This is a genomic window from Pseudomonas sp. G11 (assembly GCF_029457515.1).
Lineage (GTDB): Bacteria > Pseudomonadota > Gammaproteobacteria > Pseudomonadales > Pseudomonadaceae > Aquipseudomonas > Aquipseudomonas gorinensis.
The window spans coordinates 62531-76689 of the sequence record NZ_CP120377.1 but is presented as its reverse complement, the minus strand read 5'-3'; the positions used below and the strand labels follow the sequence as shown (position 1 = coordinate 76689).

The window sequence follows — 14159 nt, the reverse complement described above, 5'->3', positions numbered from 1 at the left end:
GGGGCTTCAAGGCTTGGGATTCAGCTGCAAGGTGTTTTTGATGGTTGCCCAATGGGCGCTTTCAGCATCGCCCAGGGGTTGGGCTTTGACATAACTCAGGGCAAGCATCTGCCGAGTGCCAGGTATCACAAGCGCTAACTGGTATTGATGGATACGCTCGGTGCCCTTGCTGAACTGGTTATGCACTTCGATGGCGTCTATATCCTGCGCCGCGCCTACACGAAGTGCCTTGGCCGGTTGGTAGCGCAGGTCCTGTACCTGCTTCTCCAGCTTCGCCAGTTGCTCTTCGAAGTTGCTTTGCAGCGTCTCACCATCACCTAGAAGGCTACGGCTGACGATCAACGACGTACCCAGAGCGGCGAACTTCAGGATATTGATGGAAGCATCTTGAACGTCATCGCTGGGCAGCGTGAATTGCAGTTCATTGAGTTGATAGGTCATGAAACGGAATCTCGTTATTGGCCGGAAGGTGGCTTGGGAAACATGGAATTGACGGCCGCGTCGATTTCACCCTTGACCCCTTGGCCCATGGGTGTGGTGCCGCCTTTGCCCCCAATGTTCAAATGCAGATTGCCTCCGGTGTTGATCTCGGAGCTGCCCTCGGAATACACGTTGATCTGCACACCAGTGAGATTGATCTGGCCGCTGGCGTTGAGCTCCAGCACGCTTTTGCCGCAAACCAGGCGCAAGTTTTCGCCCACTTCAATTAGATAGCTCTTGCTGATGGCGTCGGTTTTGCTGAACCCCACCATAAGCATGTCGTCATGCTTGACCGCACGCACGCGGTCGTTGCCAATCGTCACTACCTCGTCATGGCCGATGCTCTTGTTGCGGTCATGCCCCACCGAGTGACTTTCGTCCACTTCGACGACGATGTCCTGGTTACGCTCGGCATGGATGTACAACTGCTCCAACCCCTTCTTGTCCTCCATGCGGATTTCATTGAAATTGGCCGGCGTGCCGCCCTTGCTCGAGCGGCTCTTCATGCCGCTCTGGGTCGCATTTTCCGGCAGGTCGTAGGGCACCGTCTGCTCCGCGTTGTACACCCGCCCGGTGATGATCGGCCGGTCGGGATCACCTTCCAGAAAGCTCACAATCACTTCCTGGCCAATCCGTGGAATCTGCATCGAGCCCCAGTTCTTGCCGGCCCAGGATTGCGAGACGCGTATCCAGCACGAGCTGTTCTCGTTGGATTGGTCGTGACGGTCCCAGTAGAAGTGCACCTTCACGCGGCCGTACTGGTCGGTCCAGATTTCCTCGCCTTTGGGGCCCACCACCAGCGCGGTCTGCGGGCCTTTGACGATCGGGCGGTGGGTGCTCGCCAGTGGGCGGAAGCTTTGCTGGGCGTCGATGCAGGTGAGGCTGCTTTCGAACTGCGCCGCGCCTGAACCGCCGCCGCTTTCCAGGCTTTCCTGGACGATGTAGTAACGGCAGCCGACGATCAGGTATTCGCGGTTCTGGTCCTGGCGGCTGAAGCCGGTGAGGCTGAACAGGTGGCCGGACCCCAGGCCGCGGGCGTTGCCGCTGAACTCGATCTGCTCATGCAGGGTTTGCAGGGCTTCGATGCGGGTACGTGCGTAGTGTTCGCCGTCTGCGCTTTGCACGTAGGTGCCGGGGTAGTCGTACAGCGGGTAGTCGCCCGCGGTGTGCGGGCGCGGCATGGCCGAGCGCACGTCGATGCTCGCGCTGGGGCGCTGGAAGTCGTAGTCGTTGAGCTCCAGCGAGCCCGGCTGCACTTGCTGCGCCAGGTGCCAGTTGTGCATGTGGTCGCGTTCGCGTTGCTGCTCGTCCTTGGGGTAGTAGGGGATCGACGCGTAGCCCGGCACCGTGGTGTGGGCGCCATAGGCATCGGCCAGCACCAGCACATGGCGGTCCTGCTCATGGCGGAAGAAGTAGTAGATGCCTTCCTGTTCCATCAGGCGGCTGACGAAATCGAAACTGGTCTCGCGGTACTGCACGCAGTATTCCCACTCGCGATACGGCCGGCTCAGGGCGTCTTCGAAGTCGGAAAAGCCCAGGTCACGGAACACCTGCTTGATGATCTGCGGGATGCTCAGGTTCTGGAAAATCCGGCAATCGGACGTACGGCTGAGCAGCCACAGCCATGGGCGTAGCGTCACCTGGTAGCTGGCGAACTGGCCCTGGTCGATGCTCTGGCTGCACTGCGCGACGATGCCGTGGAAATGCCGTTCGCCACCGTCCGCCAGTTGCAGGCCCACGCTCATCGGCTTGCCGAGCAACTGGTTGAGGTCGATGTTGGCGTCCAGGGACGTCAGTTGCAGCTCGTAGGTGAACAGGCGCCCCAGCTCTTCGCCGCCGCCCATTTCATTGAGCAGCAGCACATCCGGCCCGAGGGGGCTGGTGATCTTGGCCAGGCGTGAGGCTTGGTTGAATAGCATCGAAGTACCCTAATAACTGAAGGAACCCAGTCCAAATGTGGGAGGGGGCTTGCCCCCGATAGCAGTGTGTCAGGTGATGCATTGGTGACTGATTCACCGCCATCGGGGGCAAGCCCCCTCCCACATGTTGAGCTGTATTCCGTCAGGTCAATCGTTGAACTGGTAGTGCAGCTCATTATCCCGGCTGCTGATGCGCACACCCGCCAGCGCCTTGCCCTCAAGCATGCGCGTGAGGAATTCACGGCTCATGTCGGGCAGCAGGCTGTTGGTGAGGATGGTGTCGATCATGCGCCCGCCGCTTTCGGTTTCGGTGCAGCGCGAGACGATCAGGTCGACCACCGCGTCGTCGTAGTCGAAGGCGACCTTGTGCGTATTTTCCACACGCTTCTTGATGCGGTTGAGTTGCAGGCGGGTGATCGCCTTGAGCATCTCATCGCTGAGCGGGTAGTAAGGAATGGTCACCAGGCGGCCGAGCAAGGCTGGCGGGAAGATCTCCAGCAATGGCTGGCGCAGGGCCTTGGCGATTTCTTCCGGCTCGGGAATGTTCGCCGGGTCCTTGCACACCTGGGAAATCAGCTCGGTACCGGCGTTGGTGGTCAGCAGGATCAGGGTGTTCTTGAAGTCGATCACCCGGCCTTCGCCGTCTTCCATCACGCCCTTGTCGAACACCTGGAAGAAGATCTCATGCACGTCCGGGTGGGCTTTCTCCACCTCGTCCAGCAGGACCACGCTGTAAGGTTTGCGCCGCACCGCTTCGGTCAGCACGCCGCCTTCGCCGTAGCCGATATAGCCCGGTGGCGCACCCTTGAGGGTCGACACGGTATGGGCTTCCTGGAACTCGCTCATGTTGATGGTGATCACGTTCTGCTCGCCGCCGTACATGGCTTCGGCCAGGGCCAGGGCGGTTTCGGTCTTGCCCACGCCCGAGGTGCCGGCCAGCATGAACACACCGATCGGCTTGCTCGGGTTGTCGAGGCCGGCGCGGGAGGTCTGGATGCGCTTGGCGATCATCTGCAGGGCGTGGTCCTGGCCGATGATGCGTTTTTTCAGGTGCTGGTCGAGGTTGAGCACGGTTTCCAGTTCGTTGCGGGCCATGCGGCCCACCGGGATACCGGTCCAGTCGGCGACCACCGAGGCCACGGCCTGGTAATCCACGGTCGGCAGGATCAACGGGGTTTCGCCTTGCAGCGCGGTGAGGCGCTGTTGCAGATCGACCAGTTTTGCACGCAGCTCATCGTTGCCACTGTCTACAACCCCGGCCTTTTCGCGCAGGGTTGCACGGGTGGCGAGCAATTCATCCACCAACGCTTTCTCTTCGGCCCAGCGGCTTTCCAACGTGGCCAGGCGCTCGCGCTCGGCGCTCAGCAAGGCTTCGCTGTTGCTCTGGCGCGCGCCAATTGCAATGCCGATGGCATGCTCGCGGGCGATGATTTGCAGCTCGGTTTCCAGGGCTTCGATGCGGCGACGGCTGTCGTCCACTTCGGCCGGCACCGCGTGCAGGCTGATGGCGACGCGGGCGCAGGCGGTGTCCAGCAGGCTCACGGATTTGTCCGGCAACTGGCGCGCGGGGATGTAGCGGTGAGACAGCTTCACCGAGGCTTCCAGGGCTTCATCGAGGATCTGCACCTGGTGGTGTTTCTCCATGGTCGACGCCACGCCGCGCATCATCAGCAGCGCCTTGTCTTCCGACGGCTCGGCCACCTGTACCACTTGGAAACGACGGGTCAGGGCCGGGTCTTTCTCGATGTGTTTTTTGTACTCGGCCCAGGTCGTCGCGGCCACGGTACGCAGGGTGCCACGGGCCAGGGCGGGCTTGAGCAGGTTGGCGGCATCACCGGTCCCGGCGGCACCACCGGCACCTACGAGAGTGTGGGCTTCGTCGATAAACAGAATGATCGGCTTGGGCGAGGCCTGGACGTCTTCAATGACCTGGCGCAGGCGCTGTTCGAACTCGCCTTTCATGCTGGCGCCGGCTTGCAGCAGGCCCACGTCGAGGCTGCGCAGTTCCACGTCTTTCAGCGCGGGCGGCACGTCGCCGGCGACGATGCGCAGGGCAAAACCTTCGACCACGGCGGTCTTGCCGACGCCGGCTTCGCCGGTGAGGATCGGGTTGTTCTGGCGGCGACGCATGAGGATGTCCACCAGCTGGCGGATCTCTTCGTCACGGCCCACGATCGGATCGAGCTTGCCGCTGCGTGCCTGCTCGGTCAGGTCGACGGTGAAACGCTTGAGGGCCTCCTGCTTGCCCATCGCACTCGGCGCCATGGCACCGCTGGCTTCGCCTGGAACGCCGGCATTAAAACCATCGCTGGCGCTGAGGGCGTTTTCCGGCGAGTCGCCGACGTATTCGTCAAAGCGTTCGCTCAGGGCTTCGGCCTTGATCTTGTCGAACTCAGACGACAGGCCGAGCAACGCATGGCGCAGGCTTGGGGTCTTGAGGATGCCCAGCACCAGGTAACCGGTGCGCACCTGGCTTTCGCCGAACATCAGGCTGCCATAGACCCAGCCGCGCTCCACGGCTTCTTCCACATGGGAAGACAGGTCGGTGATCGAGGTCGAACCACGCGGCAGGCGGTCCAGGGCTTCGGTGAGGTCACGGGCCAGGCGCGCCGGTTCCACGTTGAACTGGCGGATGATGCGGTGCAGGTCCGAGTCCTGCAGTTGCAGCAACTGGTGAAACCAGTGGGCCAGTTCCACGTACGGGTTGCCCCGCAGCTTGCAGAACACGGTGGCGGCTTCGATGGCCTTGTAGGCCACGCTGTTGAGTTTGCCGAACAACGCGGCGCGACTGATTTCACCCATGCTCTGGATTCCTTGAGGTGGTGGCTTGATCGGCGTAATGCCGGGCCAGGATTAGGTCGTTGGCATCAACCGCAGGGCGGCCAAGCCAGGTGTTGAAGCCCAGGCGGAACTGGCCGTTGAGTTGCAGCGCCGGCACTTCGGGTTGTTGCAAAACCAGGTTCAAGTCCCAGTCCAATTCATGGCCCAGGTACTCGGCCACCCAGGCCACCAGCTCATTGAACGGCGACTGGGCAGGCAGCATGCCCATGTAGTCGTCCAGCTTGAGTGGGCCCAGGCGGATACGGAATTTATGCTGGCGGTCCCACACGTGGCTGCCCAGGCAGAAGTCCACGCCCAGTTGGTTGGCGCTGACGCCCACGCGGCTGCGCTCGGGCAGTTCCAGCCATTGGCCGACGTATTCTTCGATCTCCACCGGCAGGCCGAAATACTCGCCGAGGATCGCCTTCAAACCGTCCGGGTAGCGGGTTTGCGCCGACAGATGGCCGCTGTAATGCAGCTTCGCGGTATCAGGGATGAGCCCCTGATTCAGCAGGCTTGGCATCCCGCGACCACTCAGTGCGGCGAGGCGTGCAGACCAGTAGTCATCGTCCGGGCGGTCGTGGCTGACCGTCGGCCGTGCCTCGGCCCAGGCCCGGTAGAACAGGCTCAGCAGGCGGTGGTGGAAGATATCCAGGAACTGCTTGCTGGTGCTGTCGGCGTTGTTGCGCTGGCGTTCGCGCACGTATTCGGTGATATGCAGCGGCAGCGGGCCGTTGGGGCCGCCAAGGCCGAAGAAGAATTGCTCCAGCCGAGCCGGCTTGCCGTCGCCACCGGGATCGACCGAGGCCAGCGTAGCCGGGGCGAAAGTGCAATCGGCCTGCTGCCCCAGGCGCAGCGGGTCATCCGCCAGGCGCAGGGAATGGCCCAGGCGCGGCAGCTCGGGCGATTCGCACTCGATACGCCGCAATGCCTGGAAGAAATCGTATTCCCAGGGCTCCTGATGCATCGCATCCAAAGTACTCACAGGGTCGGACGACGCCCGGGCTTGGCTTTCCATCGCATGATCTCGCCGCGTTCGGTGGTACGGATCACCGTCTCGGTAAAACTGTTGATCGACACGTAGCGTGCCAGGAAGCGTTCCAGCACCGCACCGAGCAGGAACACGCCGGTGCCGCGAAACGCGTTTTCATCAAACTCCAAGGTAATTTCCAGGCCACGACCAAACACAATCGGGCCGGGCATCGGCAAGCGGCGAGTGACCGCCTTGCTGCTGACCTCGCGCAGGCCTTCGATCTGCAATTGCAGGGCGGCGTCGTTGCTGTCGCCGTACAGGCGTAGCAGTTCGCGCAATGCCGCCGCGCCCTGGCCCTGTTCGCTCAGGGACAAATAGTTGAGGGACAACTGGCTGATCAGGCGCCAGGCCTTGGCATCATGGGCATGGCTGGCGCGCGGGCGGCTTGGCCCGGCGACGCAACGCACGGATAAAACCGGCGCACTGTCGGCCAGGGTGAAGTCGGTCTTGCCGTTGCCCACGCTCATGAACAGCGGCAAATCGCGGTTGGTGCACAACGCGGTCACGCCAAGCTGGCGCAGGTCGTGGCGATACGGCGCCTGGCGGCTGTCGACCAGGCTGACAAAGGTTTCGCTGCCCACATAGGTGGAGCGCGGGCCGTTGCGGCGCTGGTCGCTGGACAACACCCGTGGCTCGCGGCGCACGGTGTAGTAAGCCTGGTCGCGGCCATACCGCGATGGATCGCGTACCGCATAGAACGGCAAAAATGGCTGCTCTGGCCCGGTGCCGTGGCCGGTGATGCCGCTCAACGAATGAATCTCGAAATCCATCGGCCGCGTGCGGTCGGCGATCACATGGTGTTCGTTGACCCGGTCGGACAAGTGGATACGGTCCACGCGCTTCGGGAACAGGTTGATCGCCGGGGTGCAGAACGGCAAAAACTGCGCCGCGCCGACGCTGCCTTCCAGGCTCGGTTCGTGACGGTCGAACAGCACGATCAGTTCCAGTTCCTGGCCGTCGCAACGCTTGACCGCACGGCTCAGCTCGGCGAACTCGACGAACAGGAAGCGGTGGGGCAGGGCGAAGTACTCCTGCAACAGGCGGTAGCCCTGGAACGCCCGCGCCACCACTGGCATGGCGGCATCGGCGTCATCGAAGCCCCGCGAGCGCAATGCGCCTTGTGGCAGGCGTTCGACCCAATCGCCACCGGGCTTGCGCGCAAACACCGCGCAGGCGTTGCCCAGCAGTTGTTCGTAAAGGCGGAACGGCTGCTCGTCGGCACCGCTGAGGTACAGCGGCAGGTTGTCCAGGTCGAGGCTGTTGAACGGCAATTCGGCGCCGGTGCGCAGGGTCAGGCGCAAGCCGGCCTTGGCTTTCGGCTCACTGGCGGCCAGGCGCCCGAGCACGGCGGCGGGGTTGCCGAAGTACTCGGCGTCACTGACCTGCAACGGCCACAACGTCACCGGATGCGCGGTGCGGTACTCGCAGCAGGTCTGGGTTTCGCGGCCCAAGGCGGCGCGCAACACGGTGTCGCGCGGTAGCGGGAAGCCGCTGGCCAGGGAGCCTTCATCGGGATCGGTCTGCAACTGCACCACGGTCATCGACGGGGTCGGCGCCAGGTAGTGCGGGTAGGCGATTTCCAGCAGGTTGTGGGTGAAGGTCGGGTACTCGGCGTCGAGCTTGAGCTGCACGCGTGCAGTGAGGTAGGCAAAGCCCTCCAGCAAGCGTTCGACGTACGGGTCGGCGCAGTCCATACCGGACAGGGTCAGCCGACTGGCGATCTTCGGGTATTCCTTGGCGAACTCGGCGGCGCTTTCGCGCACGTGGTGCAGTTCCTGGTTGTACAGCTCCAGCAGACGCGGGTTCATGGGCGCCTCCGCTGGTCGGCATTGACCACGCGCACATGGCCGGATTCCAGATCGAGGTCGGTTTGCAGCAACAGGCGCAATGGCACCGGCTGCGCCCACAGGTCGCCTTCGATCTCGAAACTCAGGGCGTTGTGATTCATCTCGCCATGGCCGACGCGGGCTTTGACGCGCAGGGTGTGGCGCAGGATGCGTGGTTCAAAGGTGGCGATCGCCTGGTAGATCAGGGCTTCCAGGGCCTTGATATCAACGCTGGAAACGCTGTTGCCCGCCAGCGCCGGCAGGCCGTAATTGACCACCGAGGTGCCTGCTTGTGTGTGCAGCGTGGCATCGGCATCGAGCAACGACGTGGTGTTGAGCAGCCACGCCAGGTCGCGCAGCACCGAGGCCTTCAATTGGGTCAGGGACAATACGCGTTTATCCGCGCTTTCCTTGGGATTGGTTGGGTCGTCGTCGGTCAACCGGTCCAGCAGGGACGGTTGCAGACGGTCGCGGGAAGCGATTTCAGTTACCACCAAAGCAGCTCCACGGACGGGTTGTGAGAGGGACGCTCGTTCAGAGGGGCAGGGGCTTGTGGCCGTGGCGCAAAGCCACGGCCACAAAGGCTATCAGCGCTTGGTGTTGGAACGGATGTTCCAGCCAAACTTGATCGCGCCGCCGTCTTTGGTGCCGTCGGCTTTCTGCGGCTGGTAGTCGACCATCACTTGGGCGAAGTTCAGGGTGACGTTTTCAGTCAGGCGGTCATCGCTGCCCGAACCGCCGGTGCTCAGGGACGTGACCAGCACTTCTTCCAGGTTGATGATCATGTACTCGACCTGGCTTTCGCCACCGGCCTTGCGCACGGTCAGCTTGACCTTGTCGATGTGCTTGCCGCTGGCGCAGTGCATCATCAGGTTCGGCGAGGCCTTGTCGACGTACTTGGTCAGCGACAGGTCCTGGATATTCACCTTGCCCGCGCCGCCGCCACCGCCGACGTGCATGTTGCCGGACTGGGACATGCCCCAGCTCCAGTTCAGCACGTCGATCTCGTCCTTGTGGGCCTTGTCCATGGACTCGCCCTTGATGTCGCCGATCTTGATGAAAATATCAACAGCCATGTTTTCTCCCTGTGTGGTCTCAGCCACAGTATTTGTTAACGCCGCCGACCCCTGTAGGAGCGAGCTTGTTCGCGAAGGTCGTCAACGGTGACGCAGGCATCCTGGATGAACGCAGCGCCTTCAAGTTTTTCGCGAGCAAGCTCGCTCCTACAGGGAGCGAGCCAGTCCGGATTTTTTACGCGCTTTTCGCCGAAGGCAGCTTCGATACCAGGCGCAACGACACGGTCAGCCCTTCGAGCTGGTAGTGCGGGCGCAGGTAGAACTTGGAGTTGTAGTAACCCGGGTTGCCTTCGACGTCCTCCACGATCACTTCAGCGGCAGCGAGCGGGTGCTGGGCCTTGGTGGTTTCGGTGGAGTGCGCCGGGTCGCCGTCGACGTAGTTGAGGATCCAGTCCTGCAACCAGCGCTGCATCTCGTCCTTCTCTTTGAAGGAACCGATCTTGTCGCGCACGATGCACTTCAAGTAGTGAGCGAAACGGCAGGTGGCGAACAGGTACGGCAGGCGCGCGGCCAGGTTGGCGTTGGCGGTGGCGTCCGGGTCGTCGTATTCGGCCGGTTTCTGCAACGACTGCGCACCGATGAACGCGGCGAAGTCGGTGTTTTTCTTGTGCAGCAGCGGCATGAAACCGTTCTTCGCCAGTTCCGCTTCACGGCGGTCGCTGATGGCGATTTCGGTCGGGCACTTCATGTCCACGCCACCGTCATCGGTAGGGAACGTGTGGGCCGGCAGGTTTTCCACTTCACCGCCAGACTCCACGCCACGGATGCGCGAGCACCAGCCGTAGTGCTTGAACGAACGGTTGATGTTCACCGCCATCGCATAGGCCGCGTTGGCCCAGGTGTACTTGGAGCTGTCGGCGCCATCGGTGTTTTCTTCGAAAGCGAAGGCTTCCACCGGGTCGGTCTTGGCGCCATACGGCAGGCGCGCCAGGAAGCGCGGCATGGTCAGGCCGATGTAGCGCGAGTCTTCCGATTCACGCAGCGAGCGCCAGCCGGCGTATTCCGGGGTGGTGAAGATCTTGGTCAGGTCGCGCGGGTTCGACAGTTCCTGCCACGAGCCCATGCCCATCACGGTCGGCGAAGCCGCAGCGATGAACGGGGCGTGCATGGCGGCGCAGACTTTCGACAGCTCGCCCAGCAGCTCGACATCGGGTGGCGACTGGTCGAAGTAGTAGTCGCCTACCAGGCAACCGTACGGTTCGCCGCCGAACTGGCCGTATTCTTCTTCGTACATCTTCTTGAAGATCGGGCTCTGGTCCCAGGCCGTGCCCTTGAATTTCTTCAGGGTCTTGTGCAGGTCCGGCTTGGAGATGTTGAGCACGCGAATCTTGAGCTGCTCATCGCTCTCGGTGTTGTTGACCAGGTAGTGCAGGCCACGCCAGGCGCTTTCCAGCTGTTGGAAATCCGGGTGGTGGATGATCTGGTTGACCTGGGCGGTGAGCTTGGCGTCGATGGCGGCGATGATCGATTCGATCGACTTGATCGCGTCGTTGGACACCAGGTCGGTTTGCGCCAGGGCCTGTTCGGCCAGGGTGCGCACGGCGGTTTCCACGGCTTCGCGGGCACGCTCGGTCTTAGGCTTGAATTCCTGCATCAACAAGGATGCGAACTCGCTGGTTTCCTCAATTGCACCCAGGCTCTGGGCGCCTTCGCGGGCGGTATTGTCAGTCATGATTACTGCTCCCCTGCAGGCTTAGGCGCGCTGGCAAGTGCCTGAAGCAGTGCCGGGTCCTTGATCGCCTTCATGATGATTTCTTCAGCGCCAGTCTTGCCGTCCATGTAGGTCAGCAGGTTGGCCAGTTGGGTGCGGGCTTCGAGCAGTTGCTTGAGCGAGTCGACCTTGCGGGCCACGGCGGCCGGGCTGAAGTCGTCCATGCTTTCGAAGGTGATATCCAGGCTCAGGTTGCCTTCACCGGTCAGCTCGTTGGGTACGTGGAACGCCACGCGTGGCTGCATGGCCTTGAGGCGCGAGTCGAAGTTATCGACATCCACTTCAAGGAACTTGCGGTCGGCCACAGGCGCCAGAGGCTCGGCAGGCTTGCCGGCGAGGTCGGCCATCACACCCATCACGAAGGGCAGCTGGACCTTTTTCTCGGCGCCGTAGAGCTCGACGTCGTACTCGATCTGCACTCGAGGCGCGCGGTTGCGCGCGATGAATTTCTGAGAACTTTGCTTCGCCACGTTGCTGCTCCTGGTCGCTTGAGCGACGGTGTTGTTACTGCACTGCCGGGCGGTTTACTCGCCGTCCGGGCCGCGCAGGTTTTCAAATTGGGACATGCCATCGGGAATCAGGTTGCGCACGATGGCCGCGAAGTCGGCGTGCACCAGATGTTTGGCCCGGTTCAACAACACCGGCAGCGGGCTCGAAGGCTCGTGCCGGGTGTAGTACGCAAGGATCTTGTCGAGGCTGCGCAGCACGTCGTCGCGGTTGGCGATGTCGCCAGTGGGGCGAGGTGCGGCGGGGGCAGCGGCGAAATCGACCGAGGGGGCATTGTCGTCACTGACGGCCTCGGGTTCGCGGCTGCTTGTAGGGTCGGGTACGGCTTGGTTGAGTATTTGCAACGCCTGCTTGAGTGGCTGCTTCAGCAGGCTGAGGTCCACGCCCTGGGCTGAACCGACCTGGTCGCTGACCTGCTGCTCGATGGCTTCGCAGGCGGCGCGCGCCGTGCTCAAGGCGTCACGGGTGGCCTGCAGTTGTTCGGGATCGCTGTCGAGGAACGCGGCGTTGAGTTGCTGGGCGCCGAGTTGTTCATCGGGGAAATTCATCAGGCCGCTGGCGCTGAGCGCAGCGCGCAGGCTCACGGGGCCGAAGGTGCGCGAGCGCGTGAGGATGCTTTCGCGCAACAGACGAATGGTCGCGTCGCTGGTCAGGCCAGACAGGGCGTTGATGCGCACGGTGGGGTCGTTATCGTCGTCGGCATCCAGGTGCGGGTGCAGGTCGGCCCAGTATTCGCGCAGCAGCGCGTTGATCAGCGTGAGGACTTCAGCCAGCCCGGCCACGCCTTGCAGGGCGAGGGAGCTTTGCAGCAGGAAATGGGTGATGCGCAGGTCTTTGCTGCGTTGCAGCAAGTCAAGGCTTTGCTGCTGGATGCTGCGCCACTCCGGCGGTTCAGCGGGCAGGATCGAGTCGCCCATGCTGCGCTCGGGTTGGCCCTTGGCATCACGCTCCAATTGCAAAAATTGCGCGTCATATTCCATGTCTTCACCACACGGCGAAGTCGCGGAAACGGCGGTGAGCAGCAACGGCACATCCACTGAAATCGATCTCCCTATCAGCCCGTTAAATGGCGGGCAATTCATGCATTAGTTGCGCGAGGAACTTTGCATGTTTTCTTGGTCATATAAGTAAGATGCCACTAATGTGCCATCACTGGTATTCAAGAAGTTGTGCATTTTTGGTGTAGTACTTATGCCTTGTCAAGGTAAGCTATTCGCGCTCTGTGACAGATGTGCGGTGTTTAACAACCTGCGCGACTGGTGGGTCGAACGACGCACCGGAACAGGATTTTTGTCATGAAGGCCAGTTAAGATCAGCGATCATGCTGACAAAAGCAGGTTGTGGAAGGTCGATTGCACGACCTGATGGGGATCTCTCGGGAATCGCTGTCCCTTGGATCGACTGCGCGCGAAGTATCAGCAAGGAGGCAAGATGTCGCTGTGTTTGACTATCACTAGTTATCACAAGATTACCCCGGGGCAGTGCTCCGAAAAGTCCATGAACCAGGGCTCGATGGCTATCGGCCGCAGCTCGGATAATGACTGGGTATTGCCCGACCCTGAGCGCCTGGTGTCTTCGCAACACTGCGTTATTCAATACAAAGATGGCCGTTACTATTTAACCGATAACAGTACAAACGGTGTGGAGTTGGTTAACGCCGGTATTCGTATGCGCCGGGGTAATAGCGAGCCGCTGCAGGATGGCGAGTTGATCCGCATCGGCGATTACGAAATCCAGGCACGTATCGATTTCAACGTGCAGGCCGTCGATAGCCAGCCGTTTGCCGGTGATTCACCGAACAGTTTTGAGGCCTTGATGGGCGCCGTGGCGAACAAGCCCGCGCCGACGCCCGTGATTGCGCCGCAGTTCCACGGCGCTTCGTCGATGGACACGCTGCCCGACCTGTTCGACTTCCTCAGCCCCACCGCCGTACCGCCGCCCACCGTGCCGGACCATGTACCCTCCGAACAACACGACTTCCGCCCACCTACGCCGGTCGCGGTGCCGGTGGTCGAGAAGCCTGCGGTATCCGGCGCGGTGATTCCCGAAGACTGGGACCTGTTTGGCGATACGCCAGCGCCGTTGACCAGCGCGCCGCCGCCCGCGCCGACACCACCCCCCGTACCGACACCGCCGCCTGCACCGAGCGTGCCGTCGCCCCCCGTGGTCGAGCCCGTGCTCCCCGTGGCCGATACCCGGCAACCCGACCTCCTGCAAGCCTTCCTGCGTGGCGCGGGCCTGGATCAACTGCGCCTGGACAAGGCCGATGCCTGTGCGCAGATGGAAAGCATCGGCCGCAGCTACCGCCTGATGGTCGAGGGCTTGATCGACGTGTTGCGCGCCCGCGCCAGTCTCAAGGGCGAGTTCCGCATGCAGCAGACGATGATCCAACCCGCCGAAAACAATCCGTTGAAATTCGCACCGAACGCCGACGAAGCGTTACTGCTGCTGCTTCGCCATGGCAACCAAGCGTTTATGGCTCCGGATCTCGCCGTGCGCGACAGTTTCGACGATCTGCGCGCCCATCAGTTGGCGGTGATGGCGGGGGTGGAAGCGGCGATCAAACACCTGCTCGGCCGCTTCGAACCGGCACAACTGGAAGAGCGCATGGGCAAACCCGGCGGGCTGTCGAGCCTTTTCAACGGTTCGCGCCAGGCCCAGTACTGGCAGCAATTCACCGAGCTCTACAGCAATATTTCCCGCGAGGCCCAGGAAGATTTCCAGGACCTGTTCGGCCGCGAATTCAGCCGAGCCTACGAAGAACACAGCGCACGCCAGCGTCGCTGA

The 14159-nt window shown here is 62.2% G+C and carries 11 protein-coding genes and 1 pseudogene; 2 read left to right on the top strand and 10 right to left on the bottom strand.

Annotation, left to right across the window (positions count from 1 at the left end):
• Positions 1-6 precede the first annotated feature (6 nt).
• From P2T68_RS00355 to P2T68_RS00325, 7 genes are all read right to left on the bottom strand, one after another.
• Entirely contained in the window at positions 7-441 is a 435-nt protein-coding gene (locus tag P2T68_RS00355) for a DcrB-related protein (protein ID WP_150055750.1), read from the bottom strand.
• 14 nt (positions 442-455) lie between these two features.
• Complete coding sequence (locus tag P2T68_RS00350) at positions 456-2399, bottom strand: type VI secretion system tip protein VgrG (RefSeq protein ID WP_150095517.1); 1944 nt, start codon at positions 2397-2399, stop codon at positions 456-458.
• Between the two features lie 147 nt (positions 2400-2546).
• Entirely contained in the window at positions 2547-5201 is a 2655-nt protein-coding gene (gene tssH / locus P2T68_RS00345; protein ID WP_024078136.1) for a type VI secretion system ATPase TssH, read from the bottom strand.
• Positions 5194-6237 carry a type VI secretion system baseplate subunit TssG gene (gene tssG / locus P2T68_RS00340; protein ID WP_277378899.1) on the bottom strand — a complete coding sequence of 348 codons (1044 nt, stop codon included), beginning with the start codon at positions 6235-6237 and terminating at the stop codon, positions 5194-5196. Before tssG ends, tssH begins: the two co-directional genes overlap by 8 nt.
• Entirely contained in the window at positions 6201-8060 is a 1860-nt protein-coding gene (gene tssF, locus P2T68_RS00335; RefSeq protein WP_277378898.1) for a type VI secretion system baseplate subunit TssF, read from the bottom strand. Before tssF ends, tssG begins: the two co-directional genes overlap by 37 nt.
• Entirely contained in the window at positions 8057-8572 is a 516-nt protein-coding gene (gene tssE, locus P2T68_RS00330) for a type VI secretion system baseplate subunit TssE (RefSeq protein ID WP_027608263.1), read from the bottom strand. Before tssE ends, tssF begins: the two co-directional genes overlap by 4 nt.
• Positions 8573-8665: 93 nt before the next feature.
• Complete coding sequence (locus tag P2T68_RS00325) at positions 8666-9154, bottom strand: type VI secretion system tube protein Hcp (protein ID WP_024078132.1); 489 nt, start codon at positions 9152-9154, stop codon at positions 8666-8668.
• A gap of 32 nt (positions 9155-9186) precedes the next feature.
• On the opposite strand from P2T68_RS00325, the pseudogene P2T68_RS00320 reads away from it, so the two are divergent.
• Positions 9187-9306: pseudogene (locus P2T68_RS00320) on the top strand (outer membrane lipoprotein carrier protein LolA); the annotation flags it as partial.
• A 23-nt stretch (positions 9307-9329) separates the two neighbouring features.
• Here P2T68_RS00320 and tssC read toward each other — a convergent pair.
• The 3 genes from tssC to tssA are packed head-to-tail and all read right to left on the bottom strand — an operon-like array spanning position 9330 to position 12409.
• The gene (gene tssC, locus P2T68_RS00315; protein ID WP_024078131.1) at positions 9330-10826 is read right to left on the bottom strand and encodes a type VI secretion system contractile sheath large subunit; all 1497 of its coding nucleotides are present in this window, start codon (positions 10824-10826) and stop codon (positions 9330-9332) included.
• Positions 10827-10828: 2 nt separating this feature from the next.
• Positions 10829-11335: a type VI secretion system contractile sheath small subunit gene (gene tssB, locus P2T68_RS00310; RefSeq protein ID WP_003213340.1), complete on the bottom strand. Its 507-nt coding sequence runs from the start codon at positions 11333-11335 to the stop codon at positions 10829-10831.
• A gap of 54 nt (positions 11336-11389) precedes the next feature.
• On the bottom strand, positions 11390-12409 hold the full coding sequence (gene tssA, locus P2T68_RS00305; protein WP_024078130.1) for a type VI secretion system protein TssA: 1020 nt from the start codon (positions 12407-12409) through the stop codon (positions 11390-11392).
• 394 nt (positions 12410-12803) lie between these two features.
• On the opposite strand from tssA, the gene tagH reads away from it, so the two are divergent.
• A complete protein-coding gene (gene tagH / locus P2T68_RS00300) occupies positions 12804-14159 on the top strand; it encodes a type VI secretion system-associated FHA domain protein TagH (protein WP_102642567.1) in 1356 nt (451 codons plus the stop codon).

Bases quoted from the DNA above. Each gene is read 5' to 3' on its own strand.
- P2T68_RS00355 (WP_150055750.1), bottom strand. From the start codon at position 441: ATGACCTATCAACTCAATGAACTGCAATTCACGCTGCCCAGCGATGAC.
- P2T68_RS00350 (WP_150095517.1), bottom strand. From the start codon at position 2,399: ATGCTATTCAACCAAGCCTCACGCCTGGCCAAGATCACCAGCCCCCTC.
- tssH (WP_024078136.1), bottom strand. From the start codon at position 5,201: ATGGGTGAAATCAGTCGCGCCGCGTTGTTCGGCAAACTCAACAGCGTG.
- tssG (WP_277378899.1), bottom strand. From the start codon at position 6,237: ATGGAAAGCCAAGCCCGGGCGTCGTCCGACCCTGTGAGTACTTTGGAT.
- tssF (WP_277378898.1), bottom strand. From the start codon at position 8,060: ATGAACCCGCGTCTGCTGGAGCTGTACAACCAGGAACTGCACCACGTG.
- P2T68_RS00325 (WP_024078132.1), bottom strand. From the start codon at position 9,154: ATGGCTGTTGATATTTTCATCAAGATCGGCGACATCAAGGGCGAGTCC.
- tssC (WP_024078131.1), bottom strand. From the start codon at position 10,826: ATGACTGACAATACCGCCCGCGAAGGCGCCCAGAGCCTGGGTGCAATT.
- tagH (WP_102642567.1), top strand. From the start codon at position 12,804: ATGTCGCTGTGTTTGACTATCACTAGTTATCACAAGATTACCCCGGGG.